The organism is Streptomyces sp. NPDC057486 (assembly GCF_042802415.1).
GTDB classification, from domain to species: domain Bacteria; phylum Actinomycetota; class Actinomycetes; order Streptomycetales; family Streptomycetaceae; genus Streptomyces; species Streptomyces yanii.
Window position 1 is genome coordinate 17,914 of sequence record NZ_JBHVEE010000053.1, and the last position, 16,218, is coordinate 34,131.

At 69.2% G+C, this 16,218-nt stretch carries 11 protein-coding genes and 5 pseudogenes; 9 read left to right on the forward strand and 7 right to left on the reverse strand.

The annotated features are described in order from the left end of the window. Positions 1–252 precede the first annotated feature (252 nt). Positions 253–390, reverse strand: a complete 138-nt coding sequence (locus ACFU6I_RS24120) for a hypothetical protein (protein ID WP_384370459.1) — start codon at positions 388–390, stop codon at positions 253–255. Positions 391–399: 9 nt separating this feature from the next. Between ACFU6I_RS24120 and ACFU6I_RS24125 the strand changes: the two genes are divergently transcribed. Then, complete coding sequence (locus tag ACFU6I_RS24125; protein ID WP_384370461.1) at positions 400–753, forward strand: hypothetical protein; 354 nt, start codon at positions 400–402, stop codon at positions 751–753. A gap of 1,388 nt (positions 754–2,141) precedes the next feature. Here ACFU6I_RS24125 and ACFU6I_RS24130 read toward each other — a convergent pair. The 4 genes and pseudogenes from ACFU6I_RS24130 to ACFU6I_RS24145 all read right to left on the reverse strand — a co-directional run bounded on the left by ACFU6I_RS24130 (position 2,142) and on the right by ACFU6I_RS24145 (position 8,498). Beyond that, positions 2,142–5,888 carry a S8 family serine peptidase gene (locus ACFU6I_RS24130; protein WP_384370360.1) on the reverse strand — a complete coding sequence of 1,249 codons (3,747 nt, stop codon included), beginning with the start codon at positions 5,886–5,888 and terminating at the stop codon, positions 2,142–2,144. Between the two features lie 277 nt (positions 5,889–6,165). Next, a pseudogene (locus ACFU6I_RS24135) lies at positions 6,166–6,306 on the reverse strand (site-specific integrase); the annotation flags it as partial. A gap of 364 nt (positions 6,307–6,670) precedes the next feature. After that, positions 6,671–7,135 carry a GNAT family N-acetyltransferase gene (locus ACFU6I_RS24140; protein ID WP_384370444.1) on the reverse strand — a complete coding sequence of 155 codons (465 nt, stop codon included), beginning with the start codon at positions 7,133–7,135 and terminating at the stop codon, positions 6,671–6,673. Positions 7,136–7,973: 838 nt separating this feature from the next. Continuing rightward, a complete protein-coding gene (locus tag ACFU6I_RS24145; protein ID WP_384370363.1) occupies positions 7,974–8,498 on the reverse strand; it encodes a sigma factor-like helix-turn-helix DNA-binding protein in 525 nt (174 codons plus the stop codon). 81 nt (positions 8,499–8,579) lie between these two features. Between ACFU6I_RS24145 and ACFU6I_RS24150 the strand changes: the two genes are divergently transcribed. Further along, positions 8,580–9,107, forward strand: a complete 528-nt coding sequence (locus ACFU6I_RS24150) for a DinB family protein (RefSeq protein ID WP_384370447.1) — start codon at positions 8,580–8,582, stop codon at positions 9,105–9,107. Positions 9,108–9,119: 12 nt separating this feature from the next. Here ACFU6I_RS24150 and ACFU6I_RS24155 read toward each other — a convergent pair. After that, positions 9,120–9,272, reverse strand: a pseudogene (locus tag ACFU6I_RS24155) (IS5/IS1182 family transposase); the annotation flags it as partial. A 109-nt stretch (positions 9,273–9,381) separates the two neighbouring features. Between ACFU6I_RS24155 and ACFU6I_RS24160 the strand changes: the two are divergent. The 7 genes and pseudogenes from ACFU6I_RS24160 to ACFU6I_RS24190 all read left to right on the forward strand — a co-directional run. Further along, positions 9,382–9,782, forward strand: a pseudogene (locus ACFU6I_RS24160) (transposase); the annotation flags it as partial. Positions 9,783–9,864: 82 nt separating this feature from the next. Beyond that, positions 9,865–10,419, forward strand: a pseudogene (locus tag ACFU6I_RS24165) (hypothetical protein); the annotation flags it as partial. A gap of 151 nt (positions 10,420–10,570) precedes the next feature. Continuing rightward, positions 10,571–11,338, forward strand: a complete 768-nt coding sequence (locus ACFU6I_RS24170) for a CoA transferase subunit A (protein ID WP_384370366.1) — start codon at positions 10,571–10,573, stop codon at positions 11,336–11,338. A gap of 1 nt (position 11,339) precedes the next feature. Next, positions 11,340–11,966, forward strand: a complete 627-nt coding sequence (locus tag ACFU6I_RS24175) for a 3-oxoacid CoA-transferase subunit B (protein ID WP_384370369.1) — start codon at positions 11,340–11,342, stop codon at positions 11,964–11,966. Positions 11,967–12,712: 746 nt separating this feature from the next. Beyond that, positions 12,713–13,009 (forward strand): annotated as a pseudogene (locus ACFU6I_RS24180) (transposase); the annotation flags it as partial. 68 nt (positions 13,010–13,077) lie between these two features. Then, positions 13,078–13,275 (forward strand): hypothetical protein, encoded by a 198-nt coding sequence (locus ACFU6I_RS24185; RefSeq protein WP_384370372.1) that lies wholly within the window; start codon positions 13,078–13,080, stop codon positions 13,273–13,275. Between the two features lie 81 nt (positions 13,276–13,356). After that, on the forward strand, positions 13,357–13,776 hold the full coding sequence (locus ACFU6I_RS24190) for a nuclear transport factor 2 family protein (RefSeq protein WP_384370375.1): 420 nt from the start codon (positions 13,357–13,359) through the stop codon (positions 13,774–13,776). A gap of 32 nt (positions 13,777–13,808) precedes the next feature. Here the strand turns inward: ACFU6I_RS24190 and ACFU6I_RS24195 are convergent, their stop codons facing one another. Beyond that, positions 13,809–16,145: a LuxR C-terminal-related transcriptional regulator gene (locus tag ACFU6I_RS24195; RefSeq protein ID WP_384370378.1), complete on the reverse strand. Its 2,337-nt coding sequence runs from the start codon at positions 16,143–16,145 to the stop codon at positions 13,809–13,811. Between the last annotated feature and the right edge of the window lie 73 nt (positions 16,146–16,218).

Genomic DNA, 16,218 nt, shown 5'->3' on the forward strand with positions numbered 1-16,218 from the left:
CAGAGTCTGGCGGGGCCCTTGTGCCTGAGTAAGAGGTACACACGCACTATACCGCCCCTGACCGTTCCGCTCCAGGCGCGCTCAGCCAAACAGGGGACCGAGCCGATCTCCCTGGCACCCTTCTTCACCAGCCAGTCGCGCCCACAATCCGCTGACCAGCTCACCCGCGACCGAACGCCCGCAACAGCAGCTCGGGGTCATCGTCTCTCTGCGGCGTGTTTCAGGGCGTTGAGAGCACCGTGCTGACCCGAATCACGCTGTCGCTGATGCGGAGAGCGTCCACCAGCCGGTCATACAGGTGGTGAGGGAAGTCTCCCCCCGGTACGACGGGAACTCCCACACCGGAGCTGCCTCCTCGAAGACCAACTCCGCCACGTCCGCCAGCGGCATCGTCCTGGTGTGGGCGATCAGGAGGAGCCGCTGAGCGGCAGGGATGAAACAGCCGGTTTCAAGGTGGCCTGGGTTCAAGAGGTTGCCTGCCACCTCGCCCGGGCCGAGACCTCCGAGCTCGCCGTGCGCACCGCCCGCTGGGAGCCGTTCGACATGACGATGCTCGAACGGTATTTCGGCCACGCTCTGGACTACTCGTTCGGGCCGCGTCAGGTGGCCGGACTTGCGGAATTCGCCCGCCACACGGAACACGGCGCACCGACGCAGACGCGCCATGCGCTTCCGGTGGCGAAGCCAGTCTTGCCACAGGTCCCGCGCCATTCGACCCAGTACGGGTCGTCGAGGAGATGCTCGGCTTCGTAGATCCCGGCCCGCCGCAGGAATTCGACGAGCGTGGTCGTCGTGGGCGGGCCCGACGACCTGCCCGATGATGGTGACCCTCCGTCCGCCGGAGGGGGAGAGGCCGTGGACGACTATCGGGGCGCTCATCCCTCCAGATCGTCGACGGCATGCATACCTCCAGGACTCCCCTGCGGGTCGGTCGGGCGGCGGTCCAGCCGCGGCTGGGAGAGACATCTGGGCCACCACCCGTACACCGATCCTTACGCCGGACCCGGACCCGCGCACCTGGGCCAGCCAGATGGGCCTATGCCTGTCCTCTGGTGGTCGGCCGAGACCATGCCCGGCTGGGAGGCAACTGCGAGCACTCAGCCGGGAGGAGGCGGCCGCCCGCCTTGCCGAAGGGACCCCGGCCTGTGAGGTGTGTCGGCCGGACCTGGTGCTCGACGCGCAGGGGTGAGCCCCCGCCTGTCTCGGGACCAACCAGAGGCAGAGGCTCTCTACCAGATAGACCACAGCAGGGTGCTCGGATCTGTCAGGCGCTTCGAGGCCACCGTCCAGGTCGCCGCGATCAGTGAATGGCTGTGACCGACGGCGCTGCCGATGCCGCACGCTCGCGCCAGCCCCAGACCGCCGTCGTGATCACAGCCAACTGGCCCAGCCGAAAGTCAGGAGGTAAGCGCGCATGACTACGGCCCGTCCGCGGCGACCGCCACGGATAAGTGCGAAAAGGGCGGCACTGAACCAGAACGCGACCGCTCCACCGACGATCAGAGCCCACCGCGCACCGCCAACGGCAGCAAACATGGCCACGATGAAGACCGTTATGGCGAGCCCGGCATGGGCGCCGCCGGTACTTACACGGAGCATCCCGCGCACGACCCGACGGTCCTCTGCGAGGACCCGCTCGTGCGGGTTCAGTTCTCGCCCCGCACCGTCTTGTTCCTCTGTGCCCCGCTCCACAAGCCCCCCTCACACAGCCTGGCCCAAGGCTGAGCCCGATATTTCCCCAGACGCTCCAACCCGCCATGCCGTTGCCTATCAGCGACCGCAGGGTGCCCGGGAGCGGGCGAGGGCGGAGCAGTCGTGGAAGATCCAGCCCCAGCGGGCGGGGCAGCCCCGCGATGCTGCACCGCGGGGCTGCAGCCTGTACAGCGCCCAGCTCGGGTTCATCAACTGTGAGGAAGCGATGATCGCGCTGTCGGAGCCGGACATCGAGGCGTGCCAGATCTGGGACCCGCAGATGGGGCGGTGATTTCACTGGAGCTGGGTGTCGTCCGCGGCATCGTCGAACCGACGGGCTGAATCGACGAGCGGCGCCGTCTCCCGGGTCCCACGGGAGACGGCGCCGTCCTGTCATTCGGGGTTGTGCCGCGTGCGGCTCACCCCATGGCTCCAGTGTCCGGGGCGTGTCACTTCACGCCGACCGCCCGGATGATCTCCTGGGTGACCTTTCCGCCCTGGTCGTCGCGGGCGGTTGCCCGCAGCGAGATGTACTGCGCGTCGGCGGGCACCTTCAGGGTGCCGTGCCAGGCGGCCTTGTTCCCGTCGCGGTCCAGGCCGACGGACGTCCAGGTCTGGCCGTCGTCGTAGGAGACCTGGAGGGTGCCGTCGCCGATGGTCCCGGTACCCGACGCGCCCTTGACGTACTCGGAGTAGATCCCGACGGGCAGGCGCTGCCCGGCGCGGACGTCGCCCGCGAGGTCGGTGTCGACGTCGAAGCCGAGGTTGAGCAGCGGCAGGACCGTCCACCTGTCGGCGGGCGTCTTGGCGGACTTGAAAGTCCACTCGGAGTGGCCCTTCGTGGACAGCTTCCAGCGCTCGGCGTCGAGCGCGGTGTCGGTGACGACCTTGTAGGTGCGCTCGGCCGGATCGGCCTTCCGCGCGTACCCGGCCGAGCCGGTGCGCCGGTCGACGCGCACCCCGTCGACGTAGACCTCGGTGGTCTGCTGGATGGACTTGTCGTTCCACACGTCGCCGAAGCCGGTGTGGTCGGGTCCGGAGTCGCCCCAGCCGGGGGTGTTGAACTGGAGGTCGTTCCCGGCCCGCTGCTGGCCCCAGGCGAGCCCGGTGCCGAGCCAGGGGTGCCAGACCGGCTTGAACCAGTCGACTTCACTGCGCGTGCCGCCCCGGTAGGTGACCAGGCCGCTGCGTTCCTCGATGGCACGGGGCACGGTGATCACGGACTCGTGCCACTTCTGGCCGGGGCCGGTGGAGACGTATGCGGTGCGCTCGGCCGGGTAGTCGATGCGCTCCAGGAAGCCGACGCCGTAACGGAAGGTGTCGGTGATGGAGAAGCGGAACTCACCGCCCTGGGCGGGCTTCACCGCGTGAAACTTGTCGTCCAGCCGGGCGAGTTCGCTCTGCTTCGGGGTGTAGGTCAGGTTGCCCGGGATGGCGCCGGGGTGGCCGTCGGACAGGTCGTAGACGTAGGGCGTGTTGCGGGTGCTCGTGAGTTTGACGCGCTCGCCGGACTTGGCCGCGGCCAGCAGCCGGGCGCCGTCCGCGGCGTTGACCGTGGCGGTGAGGAGCGACCGGTCGGTGCGGTCGGCGTTGCCGAACCAGGCCATCAGCCGGCCCGGCTTGTCGTCGGTGACGAACAGGGCCTTGGCGCCCGCGTCCTGGGCCGCCTGAGCGAGCTCGACCGGCGAGATCGCTCCGGTCGCGCGGACGACGACGGCCTTGCCGCGCACGTCCTTGCCCGTGTAGTCGGTGGGTGCCCCGCTGCCTGCGTCGACGACGGGCACGGTGCTGCGGCCGTCGGTGAGGGCGCTACCGGACTGGACGGTGGCACCGTCCAGCGGCCTGCCACCTGCCTCGACCTCCAGGAGCGGCTTGCCGAGCCGCCAGACCGTGCGGTACTCGAAGGTGCCGTCGGTGACCTTGTCGGTGGGGGCTGCGAAGACGCTGTCGTAGGTCAGGGGCACCTGTACCGCGCCGAGCAGGTCGGCGCCGTTCGCCTTGCGGCTGTACTCCATGAGCAGCTGCCGGGTCTCGGTACGCTGGTCAACCTTGGCGCTGATCTCCTTCAGCTGCCGTCCGTCGAGGGTGACTTCGCGGTCCTGGTCGAGGGTGACCTTGGGGGCGGCGAGGAAGCCGAGGCCGAGCGAGTCGGCGCCGTGGCTGCCGCGCACGTCGAGGAAGGACGTCACGCTGTATGTGCCCGGCTTCAGCCGCAGCTTCAGGGTGCCGGATTCGCCGACATACGCCGGCACCGGGTCGCTGCCCTTGGCGAGTTGCTGCAGCACGAGGCGTGCGGCGGTCGCGGCGCCGTCGCGGTCCTTGAGGTGGACGGTGAGCGTGTACCGCTCGTTCTCCTTCACCAGGCCGAAGGCGGTGTGCGCGACGGGGGCACCGTCGGCGCTCGCCACGATCTGTCCGCCGGTGTTGCCGACGGCGGCCTTCGCGCCGTCACCGGTCACCGTGGTGGACGCGGTGCCGTGCGCGGGCACGGTCAGCGACGTGTCGGCGAGCGAGACGACGCCGTCGGGAGCGCCCTGCGCGGCCAGGCTCAGCTCGATCGGCTGGTCCGAGGAGTTGGCGTAGGTGAGCGTCTTGGTCACCGGCTTGTTGTCCGCGTAGGGCCAGCTGTAGAAGCCCAGGTCGGCGCTGCCGGTCGCGGTGATCTGCGCGTTGATCGCGGCGGGCACGGAGATCCGGCCCGCGCCCAGTGCGTACGCGGACGCGCCGAGCTGCTTCGAGGTCGACATCAGCGCGTCCTTGAGCTGCGCGCCACTCCAGTCGGGGTGCTTCTGGGCGAGCAGCGCGGCGACGCCCGCGACATGCGGCGTCGCCATCGACGTACCGCTCAGCGAGGTGTAGTAGCCGCTGCCGCTGATCAGCTGGGAGCGGGCGGCGAGAATGCCCACGCCAGGTGCGGACACGTCGGGCTTGAGGGCGTTGTCGCCGGTGCGGGGGCCCTGGCTGGTGAAGGACGCGGCCCGGTCGGCGGAGTCGACGGCGCCGACGGTGAGCGCGGAGTCGGCGGCGCCGGGCGAGCCGATCGTGCCGGGGGCGCCGGAGTTTCCGGCGGCGATGACGAAGAGGGCGCCGGTCTCCTTGGAGAGCGTGTTCACGGCCTGCGCCATCGGGTCGGTGCCGTCGCTGCCCTCCGATGAGCCGAGGCTCATCGAGACGATCTTGGCGTGCACGTCCCGCGCGGCCCACTCCATCCCGGCGATGATCTGCGACTCGCTGCCGAAGCCCTGGTCGCTGAGGACCTTGCCGACGGCGAGGGTGGCGTCGGGCGCGACCCCCTTCTCCTTGCCGTCCGACGCGGCGCCGCTACCGCCGACGGTGGAGGTGACATGGGTGCCGTGTCCGTTGCGGTCGGCGACCTCCTGCCCCTCGATGAAGCTCTTCGACTGGGAGACGCGTCCCGTGAGATCCGGGTGCCCGGCGTCGATACCGGTGTCCAGCACGGCGACCGTCACGTCCTTGCCGGTGAGTCCGGACTCCCAGGCCTGCGGCGTGCCGATCTGCGCGTTGGACTCGGCCATGTCGCCCTTGACGCGCCCGTCGAGCCAGATCTTCTCGATACCGTCGGCGAAGTGGGCACCACCCGAACTCGCCGCACGCACGGCAGGCTTGACAGCGTCCCGGGCCACCGCACGCCAGAAATCACCTTCCTGGCCGGTACGGATCACGGAACCGCCGATGCTGGGCAAGGACCGCACCTTCTCGGCGCCCCGCGGCACACTCGGCGCCGTCCGCGCGCTCTTGCCGTAGGTGACGATCAACGGCAACCCGTCCGCAGCGCCCTTGTCACCGTCCGCAAAGCCCTGGCGTATCAGCTCGCTCACATCGAACAACCGCGCATCGAGGACGCCAGCGGTCAGATACGGCAGCGCCTCGTCCGGGATGACGGTGATCTGGCCGTTCGTCGTCTCGGTGCGGACGGCGCCGGTGGCACCCTTCGGGCGGTGCACACTGACCGTCTTCTTGCCCTGACCGAGGTCGGTGACGGCAACCTTGTCGCCGGTGACGAGCGTGACCGTCGCCTGCTTGCCACCCTGTGCCGTGCTCTTCTCGCTGCCAATGATGGGCCAATTCCCCGAGGCACCGTCAGACGGGCTGCTCGCCCCCGAAGGCGCGACCGCGGTGACGGCCAGGACAGCGGCGGTCGCCGCGCCCAAGGCCATACGCGTTATGGAACGCATGAGTCTCCCTACAATCGACGTGATCATGTCAAATCGGTGTTGAGACATGTCCTCCTGTCGCGCCGCATCTTGGCAGAAACGCAGATCGCACAGGGACGCTCCAACGTGGCGGTTAGCGCCCGTGTCGGCAATCCGTCACGCCGTCATGCCGGGTCGCACGCCACCGATATGGGCTTCGGGCCGGACAGCGAGCTACGGCGACTTCCGCCGCCAGCTCCTCCAGAGCCTGCTTGCCGAATTCCACGACCGGCTGTACGCGCGTGTCCGCCAGACCGAGGGCAGCCTGCCAGACCCGGACGGTCAGGTTGTCGAGGTCGAGATCGACGTCTTTCCGACGCAGCTCGGCTTGTCCCTCCGGCCGGAGCGGTCCGTAGGCACCGAGGGAAACCATCAACCGCCAGCGAGGCCCGAGGGCTTCTGGACGAGTTCCGCATGTCGCGGCACGAGGGCGCCCAGCAGGCCACGCGGTAAGAGTTTCTCTACTTCATTAAGGCGTCCGGCTCTGGCTGCGCCCGCGCTCCTGCCTTCGGCCCGCTCGGCGCTGCCGCCGCCGACGCGCGCCCGCAGTGGATAGGACCGAGGGCATGAGACGAGAACCAAGCCCGCGGCTTCAGGACATGCCTCCGGCGGGGGCGCTCAGACTCCGGGATGGACGGGGCGCCGTTCGCGGGTGCCGGCCGGATCGTGGTGAGCGTCGTGGGCTCCCATCCCGACCACCTTCGCCCCAGGCAGAGCCGAGCAGTCGCGGCCCAGGGCGTCAAGGCCGTTCGTCAGTGGTGGGCTCAGGCGGGGTTCTCGTCGAGCACCAACATGATGTGCTCATGCTCGCCATACCAGACCGTCTCGGTACGCCGGAAGCCGTGTTTCTCCAGCAGTCGCACCGAGCCGGTGTTCCCAATGAAGGGGTCGGCGTGCAGAGGACGGGCCTTCTCCCGCTCCAGGAACAGCGCCAGTGCCTGCGTACCGATGCCCCGCCCCCAGTACTGCCTGCCGAGCCAGTATCCGATGAAGCGCCGACCCTCGCCCCACCACGCCACCACGTTGCCCGCCAGTTCTCCGTCGACGGTGACGGCCTGCACGAAGACGGTGGGGTCCCCAAGGACCTTCGTCGTCCAGTGGGTCATGAAGGCTTCCCGTTCCCGGGGTGGGAAATTCGACCGCTGGACGGCCTCAGGATCGTGCTCCTGCGCGAAGAACTCCTCCAGATCGGCCTGTCCGACGTCTCTTATACGCACCTGATCGCTCATGTCGATGGAGTCTGCCACCAGCCACTGACACTCCCGGCAGGAGGAAGCCGGTCGGCGTCGAGGAAGAGCGATCAACGCCATCTGTTCAATAGCGGAGCCATGGTTGACTACGGACAGAGCCTTGAGCGCCAGCTGTGCAAACAGTAGGCGCGCAAGTTCACTTGAGTCCGCGTTCGCGTTCGGGACGAGGAAGTCGCACTCCATAGACGTGCCCGATCCGTGCCCGACAGGTCGGTAAAGCACGGTCAACAGCGGGCACCAGGGTGCGCCGTAGGGCTCGCGCTGGCATCCGTTCGCGCTGGTCAGGCTGCACCCGGGGTCCGGAAGCACGGGTTCCGGCATCTTGGCCCGCGGCGCGTCGGCCCATTGCTGGGTGAGTGGGTGGCCGTTGACGTAGAGCTCGTCGTCGCGGCCTCCGACCGCGAACAGCACTCCGCGCTGGGCGGGGATGATCATCGCACCCACCGGTTGGGAGACCTTGCCCTGGCGTACCAGCATGGCGGGCGTCCTGGGCTTCGGCGAGGGTCTGCTTGTCCAGCGGCGGCATCGGATCGGGCACGGGGCAGTCCAATATCCGGGTCCATTGGGCGCCCGCCGTGCCTGTCGTCATTCGTTTGACGACAGGGCAGGAAGCGGCGGGCGGAACGACGGGGGGATGCTGACCGCCCGGCACCGGGGGCGGGCGGTCGTTGCACTTCAGGACTCCCCGGCGATCGGTGCGGGGTACTCACGGGAATCCGGACCTCCGCACTCTCCGCCCACCAGGTGGCTACGTTGACCGTCTCTGCGAGACCGGCATGGACCACATCGAGGACGACCAGCCATCGCCGGTAGACAGTCAGACCGGGCCCGGCAGGTCCATGAGTGCGAGTTCGTCCGGGTCGACCACGGCGGTGATGTCGGTGATGCGGCCGTCGGCGACGGTGAAGGCGAGCAGGGACAGCGGGGTTCCGTCCTCGTTCCAGGCGATGAGGCCGGGTCGCCCGTAGACGGTCGCCGCATGTCCGTGTGCCGCGCCGTCGGCCACTCGGGCGCGGCTGGCGACCTCGGTGGCCCCGATCGCGTCAAACCGTCCGCCGGGGGTGTGGACGGTGAACTCCACCTCGGGGTGGAGAACTTCCAGCAGCCGCTCGAACCGGCCCTCGTGGGCCGCGGCCAAGAACGCCCCGACCACCTCGCGTTGCTGCTGTCGGTCGTTTGCCGAGTGCCGGACGGTCTGCACCTTCCGGCGAGCGCGACTGGTGAGCATCTTGGTCGCGTCCGTGGACCTGCCGAGGACGGTGCCGATCTCTCCGTGGGGCACGGCGAACACGTCGTGCAGCACGAACGCCAGGCGCTCGTCGGGGCGCAGCGAGGAGAGCACCCTGCCATGCAGAACCGACTGAAGAACAAGAACACCAACAACCCCGACGTGTGGAAGGCGGTCGGGCACCTGCAGAAGGCGATGGCCGCTGGGGGCGTCGATCCGAAGCTGCTCGCGCTGGTCCCCCTGCGCGCCAGCCAGATCACCCAGCTCACCACGTTTCTCGACTACGCACGTGACACCGCCCGCGCCAAGTGCGATGGCGTCTCTGCGGAGAACGCACGCAAGGCGCTCCTGCCGGGCTCACCGCTGATGACCATGAGCGGAGTGATCAACCACCTCCGCTGGGTCGAGTACTACTGGTTCCAAGTGGTCTTCCTCGGCGAGGAAGACCGGGCCCCCATGACGGATGAGGATCCCGACCGCGAGATGCGTATCGCCGTCGACTTCCCGCTCACGCAGTTGCTCGACGAATACGCTGAACAGAGCGCCCGCTACCGCGAACTGGTCGCCGGGAACGACCTGGACAAGCAGGCCGAGGGAACCATCCGCAACGGCCTCCACGTCGACCTGCGCTGGATCCTCCTCCACCTCACCGAGGAGACAGCCCGCCACAACGGCCATCTGGACATCCTGCGCGAGATGCTCGACGGCACGACCGGCGGCTAGATCCGGCGGAGATCACGGGTGGAGCCAGAGTCGGATCGAGGCGACGGTGACGGTGCCGTGGAAGATGTAGCCGCGCTTGTCGAACCTCGTGGCCACGGCCCGGGAGTTCTTCAACGCGTTGATCGTCCGCTCGACTTCGTTCCTTCGCTTGTAGATCGTCTTGTCGAAGCCTGCGGGTCGGCCGCCCTTGCTGCCACTTCGCTGGCGGTTGGCCCGCTGGTTCCTCGGTTCGGGGATGGTGTTCTTGATCGCCGACGCCGACGCCGACGCCGACGCCGACGCCGACGCCGAGGGCCGGATCGACTGGTCGATGGTGAGCGTGGACTCCACCTCCTGTCGGGCCCACCAGCACGCCGCCGGGGCTCGTAGGAAACCGCCACGAGTGCCAGGGAAAGACGCACGCCCCGGGAGCACGGCCCCGACGAGGGACTCGGACGCTCCCGGGGCGGCCTCACCTGCAAGATCCACCTCGCCGGTGAGGGCGGACGCCACCCGCTGGCCCTGCTGATTACGCCGGGCCAGTGGGGCGACGCTCCGCAGCTCATTCCGGTCATGGAACGCCTCCGTGTCGGCCGCGTCGGTGGCGGACACCCGCGCATGCGGCCCGACCATCTCGGCGGCGACAAAGCGTATTCCTCCCGCCGCAACCGCCGCCACCTGCGACGACGCCAGCTGAGCAGGGATGGATCTAGCGCAACGGTCCTGACTCAGGGCCACCTCTACCGGCCCCGGTGACCGCAAAGTCCCGGGGCCTCTCCACGATCTGGTGAGCCGCCCCCGCGCGCGGCGATATCACAGCTACAGCGGGTGCGGTTGGCACCACTCGGAATTTCACAGCGGCCCGTCCCGGGTCCTGTACCGGTGGAAGGTCAACAAGCTGCTGCGCGAGGCCGGCATCGAGTACGAGCTTGCTGCGAAGGGCGAGGACCTCGGGCGCCTGATCGCCGTCACCGACGTTGCCCGAAGCCAACTGGTGCATCGTGCTCTCAACGACAGCCCACCCAACGCCACCGCCGGAGTGCGCCACGCCATCGCGCTTTTCCGAGGACGTGACATGTCACCAGAGAGCAAGAGATCGGCCATCTTCAACCTTGGACGCATCCTCGAGGAACGGCGCGCCCTGATCAAAGAGGACCTTGGCGGGAAAGATGAAGGCGCCCTGTTCCAGATCGCCAACGGCTTCGACCTGCGCCACCGCCGGGCCGACCAGCGCGGCGAGTACGACGAAGCGTTCCTCGACTGGATCTTCTGGTGGTACCTCGCAACGGTCGAACTGACCAACTGGCTGATCGCGTCACGCGATCCTGCATGAGACCGCAGACCAAAGAGCCCGCAGGGAAGGAAAGCAAGGCCTGTTCCCCGTTCCAGCGCAGAGACACCGTCCGGATTTCCCGGCTTCCTGTGATGCCGGATCCGTACGCCGGACGCGACCCTTCGCGGAGACCTGACGCGGAGGGAACCCCTTGATCGACAAGACCCAGACCTCGATCGATGAGGCGATCGGCCGGATCACGAGCGGGAGCTCGGTCGCCGTGGGCGGGTTCGGGCGTTCCGGCGTGCCGGTTGGGCTCGTCGACGCCCTCCTCGAGTCCGGTGCCGACGACCTGCACGTCATCTGCAACAACTGCGGGCTCGACGGCTGGGGACTGGGGCGCCTGCTCGAGGCCGGCCGGATCGCGAAGGTGACGATGACCTACCTCGGCGAGAACAAGGCGCTCGCCCGGATGTTCCTCAACGGCGACGTGGAGATCGAGCTCGTACCGCAGGGGACACTGGCCGAGAAGCTCCGCTGCGGAGGGGCGGGCATCCCCGCGTTCTACACGCGCACCGGGGCCGGGACCCTGGTCGAGCGCGGCGGGATCCCGATCCGGCACGACGTGCACGGTCAGGTCGTGGCCACGCAGGAGCCGAAGCCGACCGCCGAGTTCGACGGCACCACTTACCTGCTGGAGCGATCGATCGTCCCCGACTTCGCGCTCGTCCACGCCGCGCAGGCGGACCGGTTCGGGAACCTCCGGTTCCGGGTCACCGCGCGGAACTTCAATCCGGTCTTCGCCACCGCCGGCGTGGTGACCCTCGTCGAGGCCGACGAGATCCTCGAGTCCGGGCGCCTCGATCCCGACGACGTCCACCTCCCAGGTGTGTACGTCGATCACATCCTCCCCGCCGTTGGCGAACCGCCGATCGCCGAGAAGGCCACGGTCACCAATCCCGCTCGGAAGGGAGCCTGAGATGCCCTGGAACCGCCAGGAGATCGCCCGGCGCGGCGCCCTCGAGATCGCCCCCGGCGAGGCCGTCAACCTCGGCATCGGGCTGCCGACGCTGATCCCGAACCACCTGCCCGATGGCCGCAACGTGGTCCTGCACTCGGAGAACGGAATGCTCGGCGTCGGGCCGTACCCGTTGCCGGTGGACCTCGATCCGGAGCTGATCAACGCCGGAAAGGAGACGGTCACCGCGCTACCGGGCGCGAGCTACTTCGACTCCGCCGTCTCCTTCGCGATGATCCGGGGCGGGCACATCGACACCGCCGTCCTCGGAGGGATGCAGGTCGCCCAGAACGGCGACCTGGCAAACTGGATGGTCCCCGGTGCGCTTGTCAAGGGCATGGGCGGGGCGATGGACCTCGTCAACGGCGTCCGCCGGGTGATCGTCCTCATGGAGCACACGGACAGGAGCGGACGCCCCAAGCTCGTCGACGCCTGCACGCTGCCGCTGACCGGGGTCGGGGTCGTAGACACCGTGATCACCGAGCTCGGCGTCTTCGACATCGCTTCCGACCACGTCAAGACCCGCGAACTAGCGCCCGGCGTGACGCTCGACCACGTCCGGCAGCAGACCTCCGCGGCACTCCAGTGAGGAGAACCGCCGGGTACGGCGCAGTCCTGAACCTGCTGGTGCTGCTGGCGGTCGCCGTCAACCTCCGGCTGGCGGTCTCCAGCGTCGGCGTCACGCTGCCGAGCCTCCAGGAGGGTCTCGTGGTCGGGGACGCCAGCGTCAGCCTCCTCGTCGCGGCACCGGTGGTGGCGTTCGCCCTGGTTTCTGTCCGGCCGATCTTGGGCTGTGGGAGGGTGCCATCCATGACTTGCACCCGAAGGGGCCGTGCCGCGTAGAACACCAGCTTCACTTCGGTCGCGGGAACGCGGCCGGGGAAGCCCCTGGGTGCGGTATCGCGATGTCCCAGGTCTGTCGGGAGCGGCGAATGCCGCCGTCCGTGTGCTCGAACGGGAGCGATTGTCTCCGGGCATCGTGGCAGTGGCGTTGAGCGTGTGGTCCGTGCGCGTCCATGGCACCAAGCGCTGGTGGAGGCAATGGGAGGCTGAGTTCACCTGCCCGTGCTGCGGCGAGGGGTGGGCCCGGGACAAGCTGCAAGACGCTCTGTTCATGCTTCCGCCAAGGGCCGCCGGCGAACTCCGGGTACATGTGGAGCGCCTGGACGTGGTGCTCCTTGGGAGGACGCATCACGAGCCGATGACAGACCCGGAGTTGGCGTGGTGGCATCGCAGGTGCTGACCGCGCACCCATGCCGCCCACTGATTCGTTGGCTCTTGTATGACTGGCCGGGGGATCTGACAGAGGCGGAGTGACGACGTCGGGAGCCGTTTCTGCCGACAGTCAACAACCGCTGCGGGCGGTGGCGCGATCACCGGCAGGTGGTCAACGGCATCCTGCACCGGGTGCGGACCGGGGTGCAGTGGCGTGATCTGCCTGAACGCTACGGGCCGTGGAAGACCGTCTATGAGCATCATCGGCGCTGGTCGGCCGATGGAACCTGGGAACGGTTGCTTCAGCAGGTGCAGGCCCAGGCCGATGCCGCCGGTGGGATCGACCGGGACGCCTCGGTTGTCTCCACCTCGATCCGTGCCCACCAGCATGCGGCCGGAGCCCGGAAGGCCCCGCCACCCGCCGTGTCAAAAGGGGCGGTGGCACCCTTGCGCTCTCGACATTCGCCCAGTCGGCTACGGCCGGTATGGGACTGCTCGCGGTCGGCGCCCTGCACGACGTGACCGGCGGATGGAGCGTTTTGATCGCTTTCCTCGGGTTGACCGCCACGGTGAAGTTCGCGTTGATCGGCGCGATTTTCCGGGAGTGGTATGTCGAGGACGTGATGCAGTCCGCGGTCCCGTCGGCGTGGGAACAAATGGCGAGTTCCAGTGAAGAACGGTGACCGTGCTATCCGCGAGCCTTTCTGAGATCTGAGGCGTCGGGCAGGTGGCCTGGCGACACCGAGCACAGAGAGGTGACCTGAGTGAGTACTGAGATCCAGCCGACGACCCGACTTGAGCTCCGCACGCTGGTCGAGGAGTTCAACTGGAAGCTCGACCACGCCGAACCGGAGGGTTTCGCCGACCTCTTCACCCCGGACGGCTCGTTCGCGGCCGGGCCGAAGGAGCACGTCGGACACGAGGCGCTCGCGGCGTTCGCCGCCGCCCGGACCGCGCAGCCGAAGCTCTCCCGCACGATGGTCTGCAATCACCGGCTCGTCGCCGCGGACGACGACCACATCGGCGGCGCGGTGCAGTACATCCTTTTCATGAAGGACGAGGACGCGCCGCAGTCGACGGAGATCTTCGCCGTCGGGGAGTACTCCGACGAGTACACCCGCACCAGCGACGGCTGGCGGATCGCGAAGCGGACCTCCCGTCAGGTCTTCCAGCGCGCCAGCTGAGGGGCGGCTCAGCGACTGGTCCAGCGGCCGGGTCAGCTCGTCGTACCGATGCCGTGGCGCAGTGCGTAGGACGTGGCGTCGGCCCGGCCGCGGGCGCCGATCTTCCGGTACATGTTCGTGATGTGCCGGCCGACGGTGTCGATGCTGATCACCAGGCGGTTGGCGATGTCGCGGCTGGTGTTGCCCTGGGCGATCAGGCCGAGGATCTCCATCTCGCGCGGGGTCAGCCCGTCCGGGCGCCCCTTCTCGTCGGCGTTCGCCTGCTGGACCATGGCCCGGGCGCCGGAGTCGGCGAGGTTGGCGAGCAGACGCTGGGTTTGGTTGACGACCAGGCTGGGCGGCCAGGTCTGGCCGCCCAGCCTGGCGATGCGCGTGCTCTGCGGCGCGAGCGGCCGGGCCGCAGACGGATGCCGCTTGGGGCAGCAGAACTCGATCCAGTTCATCAGCCCGAGCTCGTCGCGCAGCGCGGCGGCCTCGGTCGCGGCCAGTTCCGCCAGGCCCGGGTTGAGGCTCTCGACGGCGTCCGCCAGCCCGTCCAGGCACCAGACCGCACGCGCGCGGAGGCCGAGCCGCACCGCGATCTTCAGGCTCTCCAGGTAGCGGCTCGCGGCGCGCGCCGGGTGCCCGTTCGACTCGTCACCCCACGCGAGCAGGTTCAGGTACGCCGAGGTCTGCACCAGGTCGCCGACCCGGACCGCCTCGTCATAGCCGTGGTCGAGCACGGTCTCGGCCTGCTCGTAGTCTCCCTCGTCAAGGAGGATCCGCCCGAGCTGCTGCAGCGGGAGGCTCGCGGCGCCGGTATCGCCGAGCCTGCGGAGGGTCGTGGACGCGCTCTCCAGGCAGTCGCGGGCGAAGTCGGTCTGTCCCGGGACGCCGGCTGCGGCCGCGCCAAGCAGTGCTTGGGTCCGGGCCCGGCTCCACAGGTCGCCGAGCTCGTCGTAGATGGCCATCGCCTCCTCCAGGGCCGCGCGGGCCTCGGCGAAGCCGTCGACCTCCTGCGCCGAGGCCGAGTACCGGACCAGTGCGGTGGCCAGGCGCCGCCGGTCTCCGGTGATGCGCCAGAGCTCGACCGAACGGGAAAGGTCGTCGTAGACCGCCGTGTACGAGACCAGATGTGCCTGCAGGCCGCCCAGCGTCTGCAGGTAGACCGCGAGGTCCTCGGGCCGGTCCTCCTCCGGCCGCCCGAGTTCGCGCACCAGGTCGACCCCGGTCGCCATCAGCCCGCGGTGCACCCAGTAGCGGAACAGCGCGTCGATGTACGGCCACGGGTCTGGCGCCTCCGGGGCCGATGCCCAGTCGCGGAAGAGGCCGAGCAGGTTCGCGTGCTCGTCGTCGAACCAGGCCGCGGCGACCGACCACTCGGCGCCGCGCTTCGCGCTCATCGCCAGCGCGCCCTCGGCGAGGTCCTGCTCGAACGCCCGCATCGTCGCCGGCTCCGGCCGTGGCGGATCGGTCATCCGGCGCAGCAGCGGGTTCGCCTGGATCCGGGCCCGCCCCTGGTTGCCGACCGCGGTGACGACCAGACCACGGCCGACCAGGGCGGTCACCGCGTCGACCGCGCGGGGTCTGTCGTCCCCGCCGGGGATGCGCCGGACGGTGGCGGTGTCGAGCCCGCCGTCGAGCGCGATGGCGAGGGCGAGGACCTCGCGCTGGAACTCGTCCAGCCCGTCGGTCGCCGTCCGGATGCAAGCGGCGAGCGACTGGTGCCGTGCCGCGGTGCCCTGGTCGGGGTCGCGCAGGACGTCCAAGCTCAGGTCGAGCTCTGCGGCCACCCCGGGAAGGGACAGCGTCCTGGACTGCAGTCCGGCGAGGTGGAGCGCCAGCGGGTGGCCGGCGAGTCTGGCGGCGATCAAATCGCAGGCCAGGTCGTCGGCAGTCTCGGGGACGCCGGGGCCGGCGTGCACCCGGGCCCGATCGTGGAGGAGTTCGATGCTTGCCGCGCGCGAGAGCGGGACCACCGGGATCGCGATCTCGCCGGGCAGACCGAGCGGCCGTTCACTGGTGGCGACGATTCTGGCGTCGGGGAACTGCACGGCGATGGCGGCGACGACCCGGTTGACGCGCCTGCCCGGCACGCCGTCCACGCCGACATATGCCGGGCCCGATCCGTGGTGGGCACGCAGCCGCGCCGCGGCGGCCTGGATCGCCTCGTCGTCGGTCGCGTAGTCGTCGACCGGGATCCAGATCGGGCGCCCGCTCCCGGCCGCCTGCCGTAGCAGCGCGCGCGCAACGGCCGACTTGCCGATGCCCGCAAGGCCGGTCAGGGAGACGACCGTGGTCTCGGGCGACTGGAGCGCGGAGCCGGCCCGATCGAGTTCGGCGGTGCGTCCGCGCAGGGGCCAATTCAACGTTCCGGGTCCGGTGCCCATTAATCCTCCTGTGCCTGCCCGGCCACTGTGCCACGGCCGGTCAACGGCCAGAACGGTCCGGATCGCAAATGAG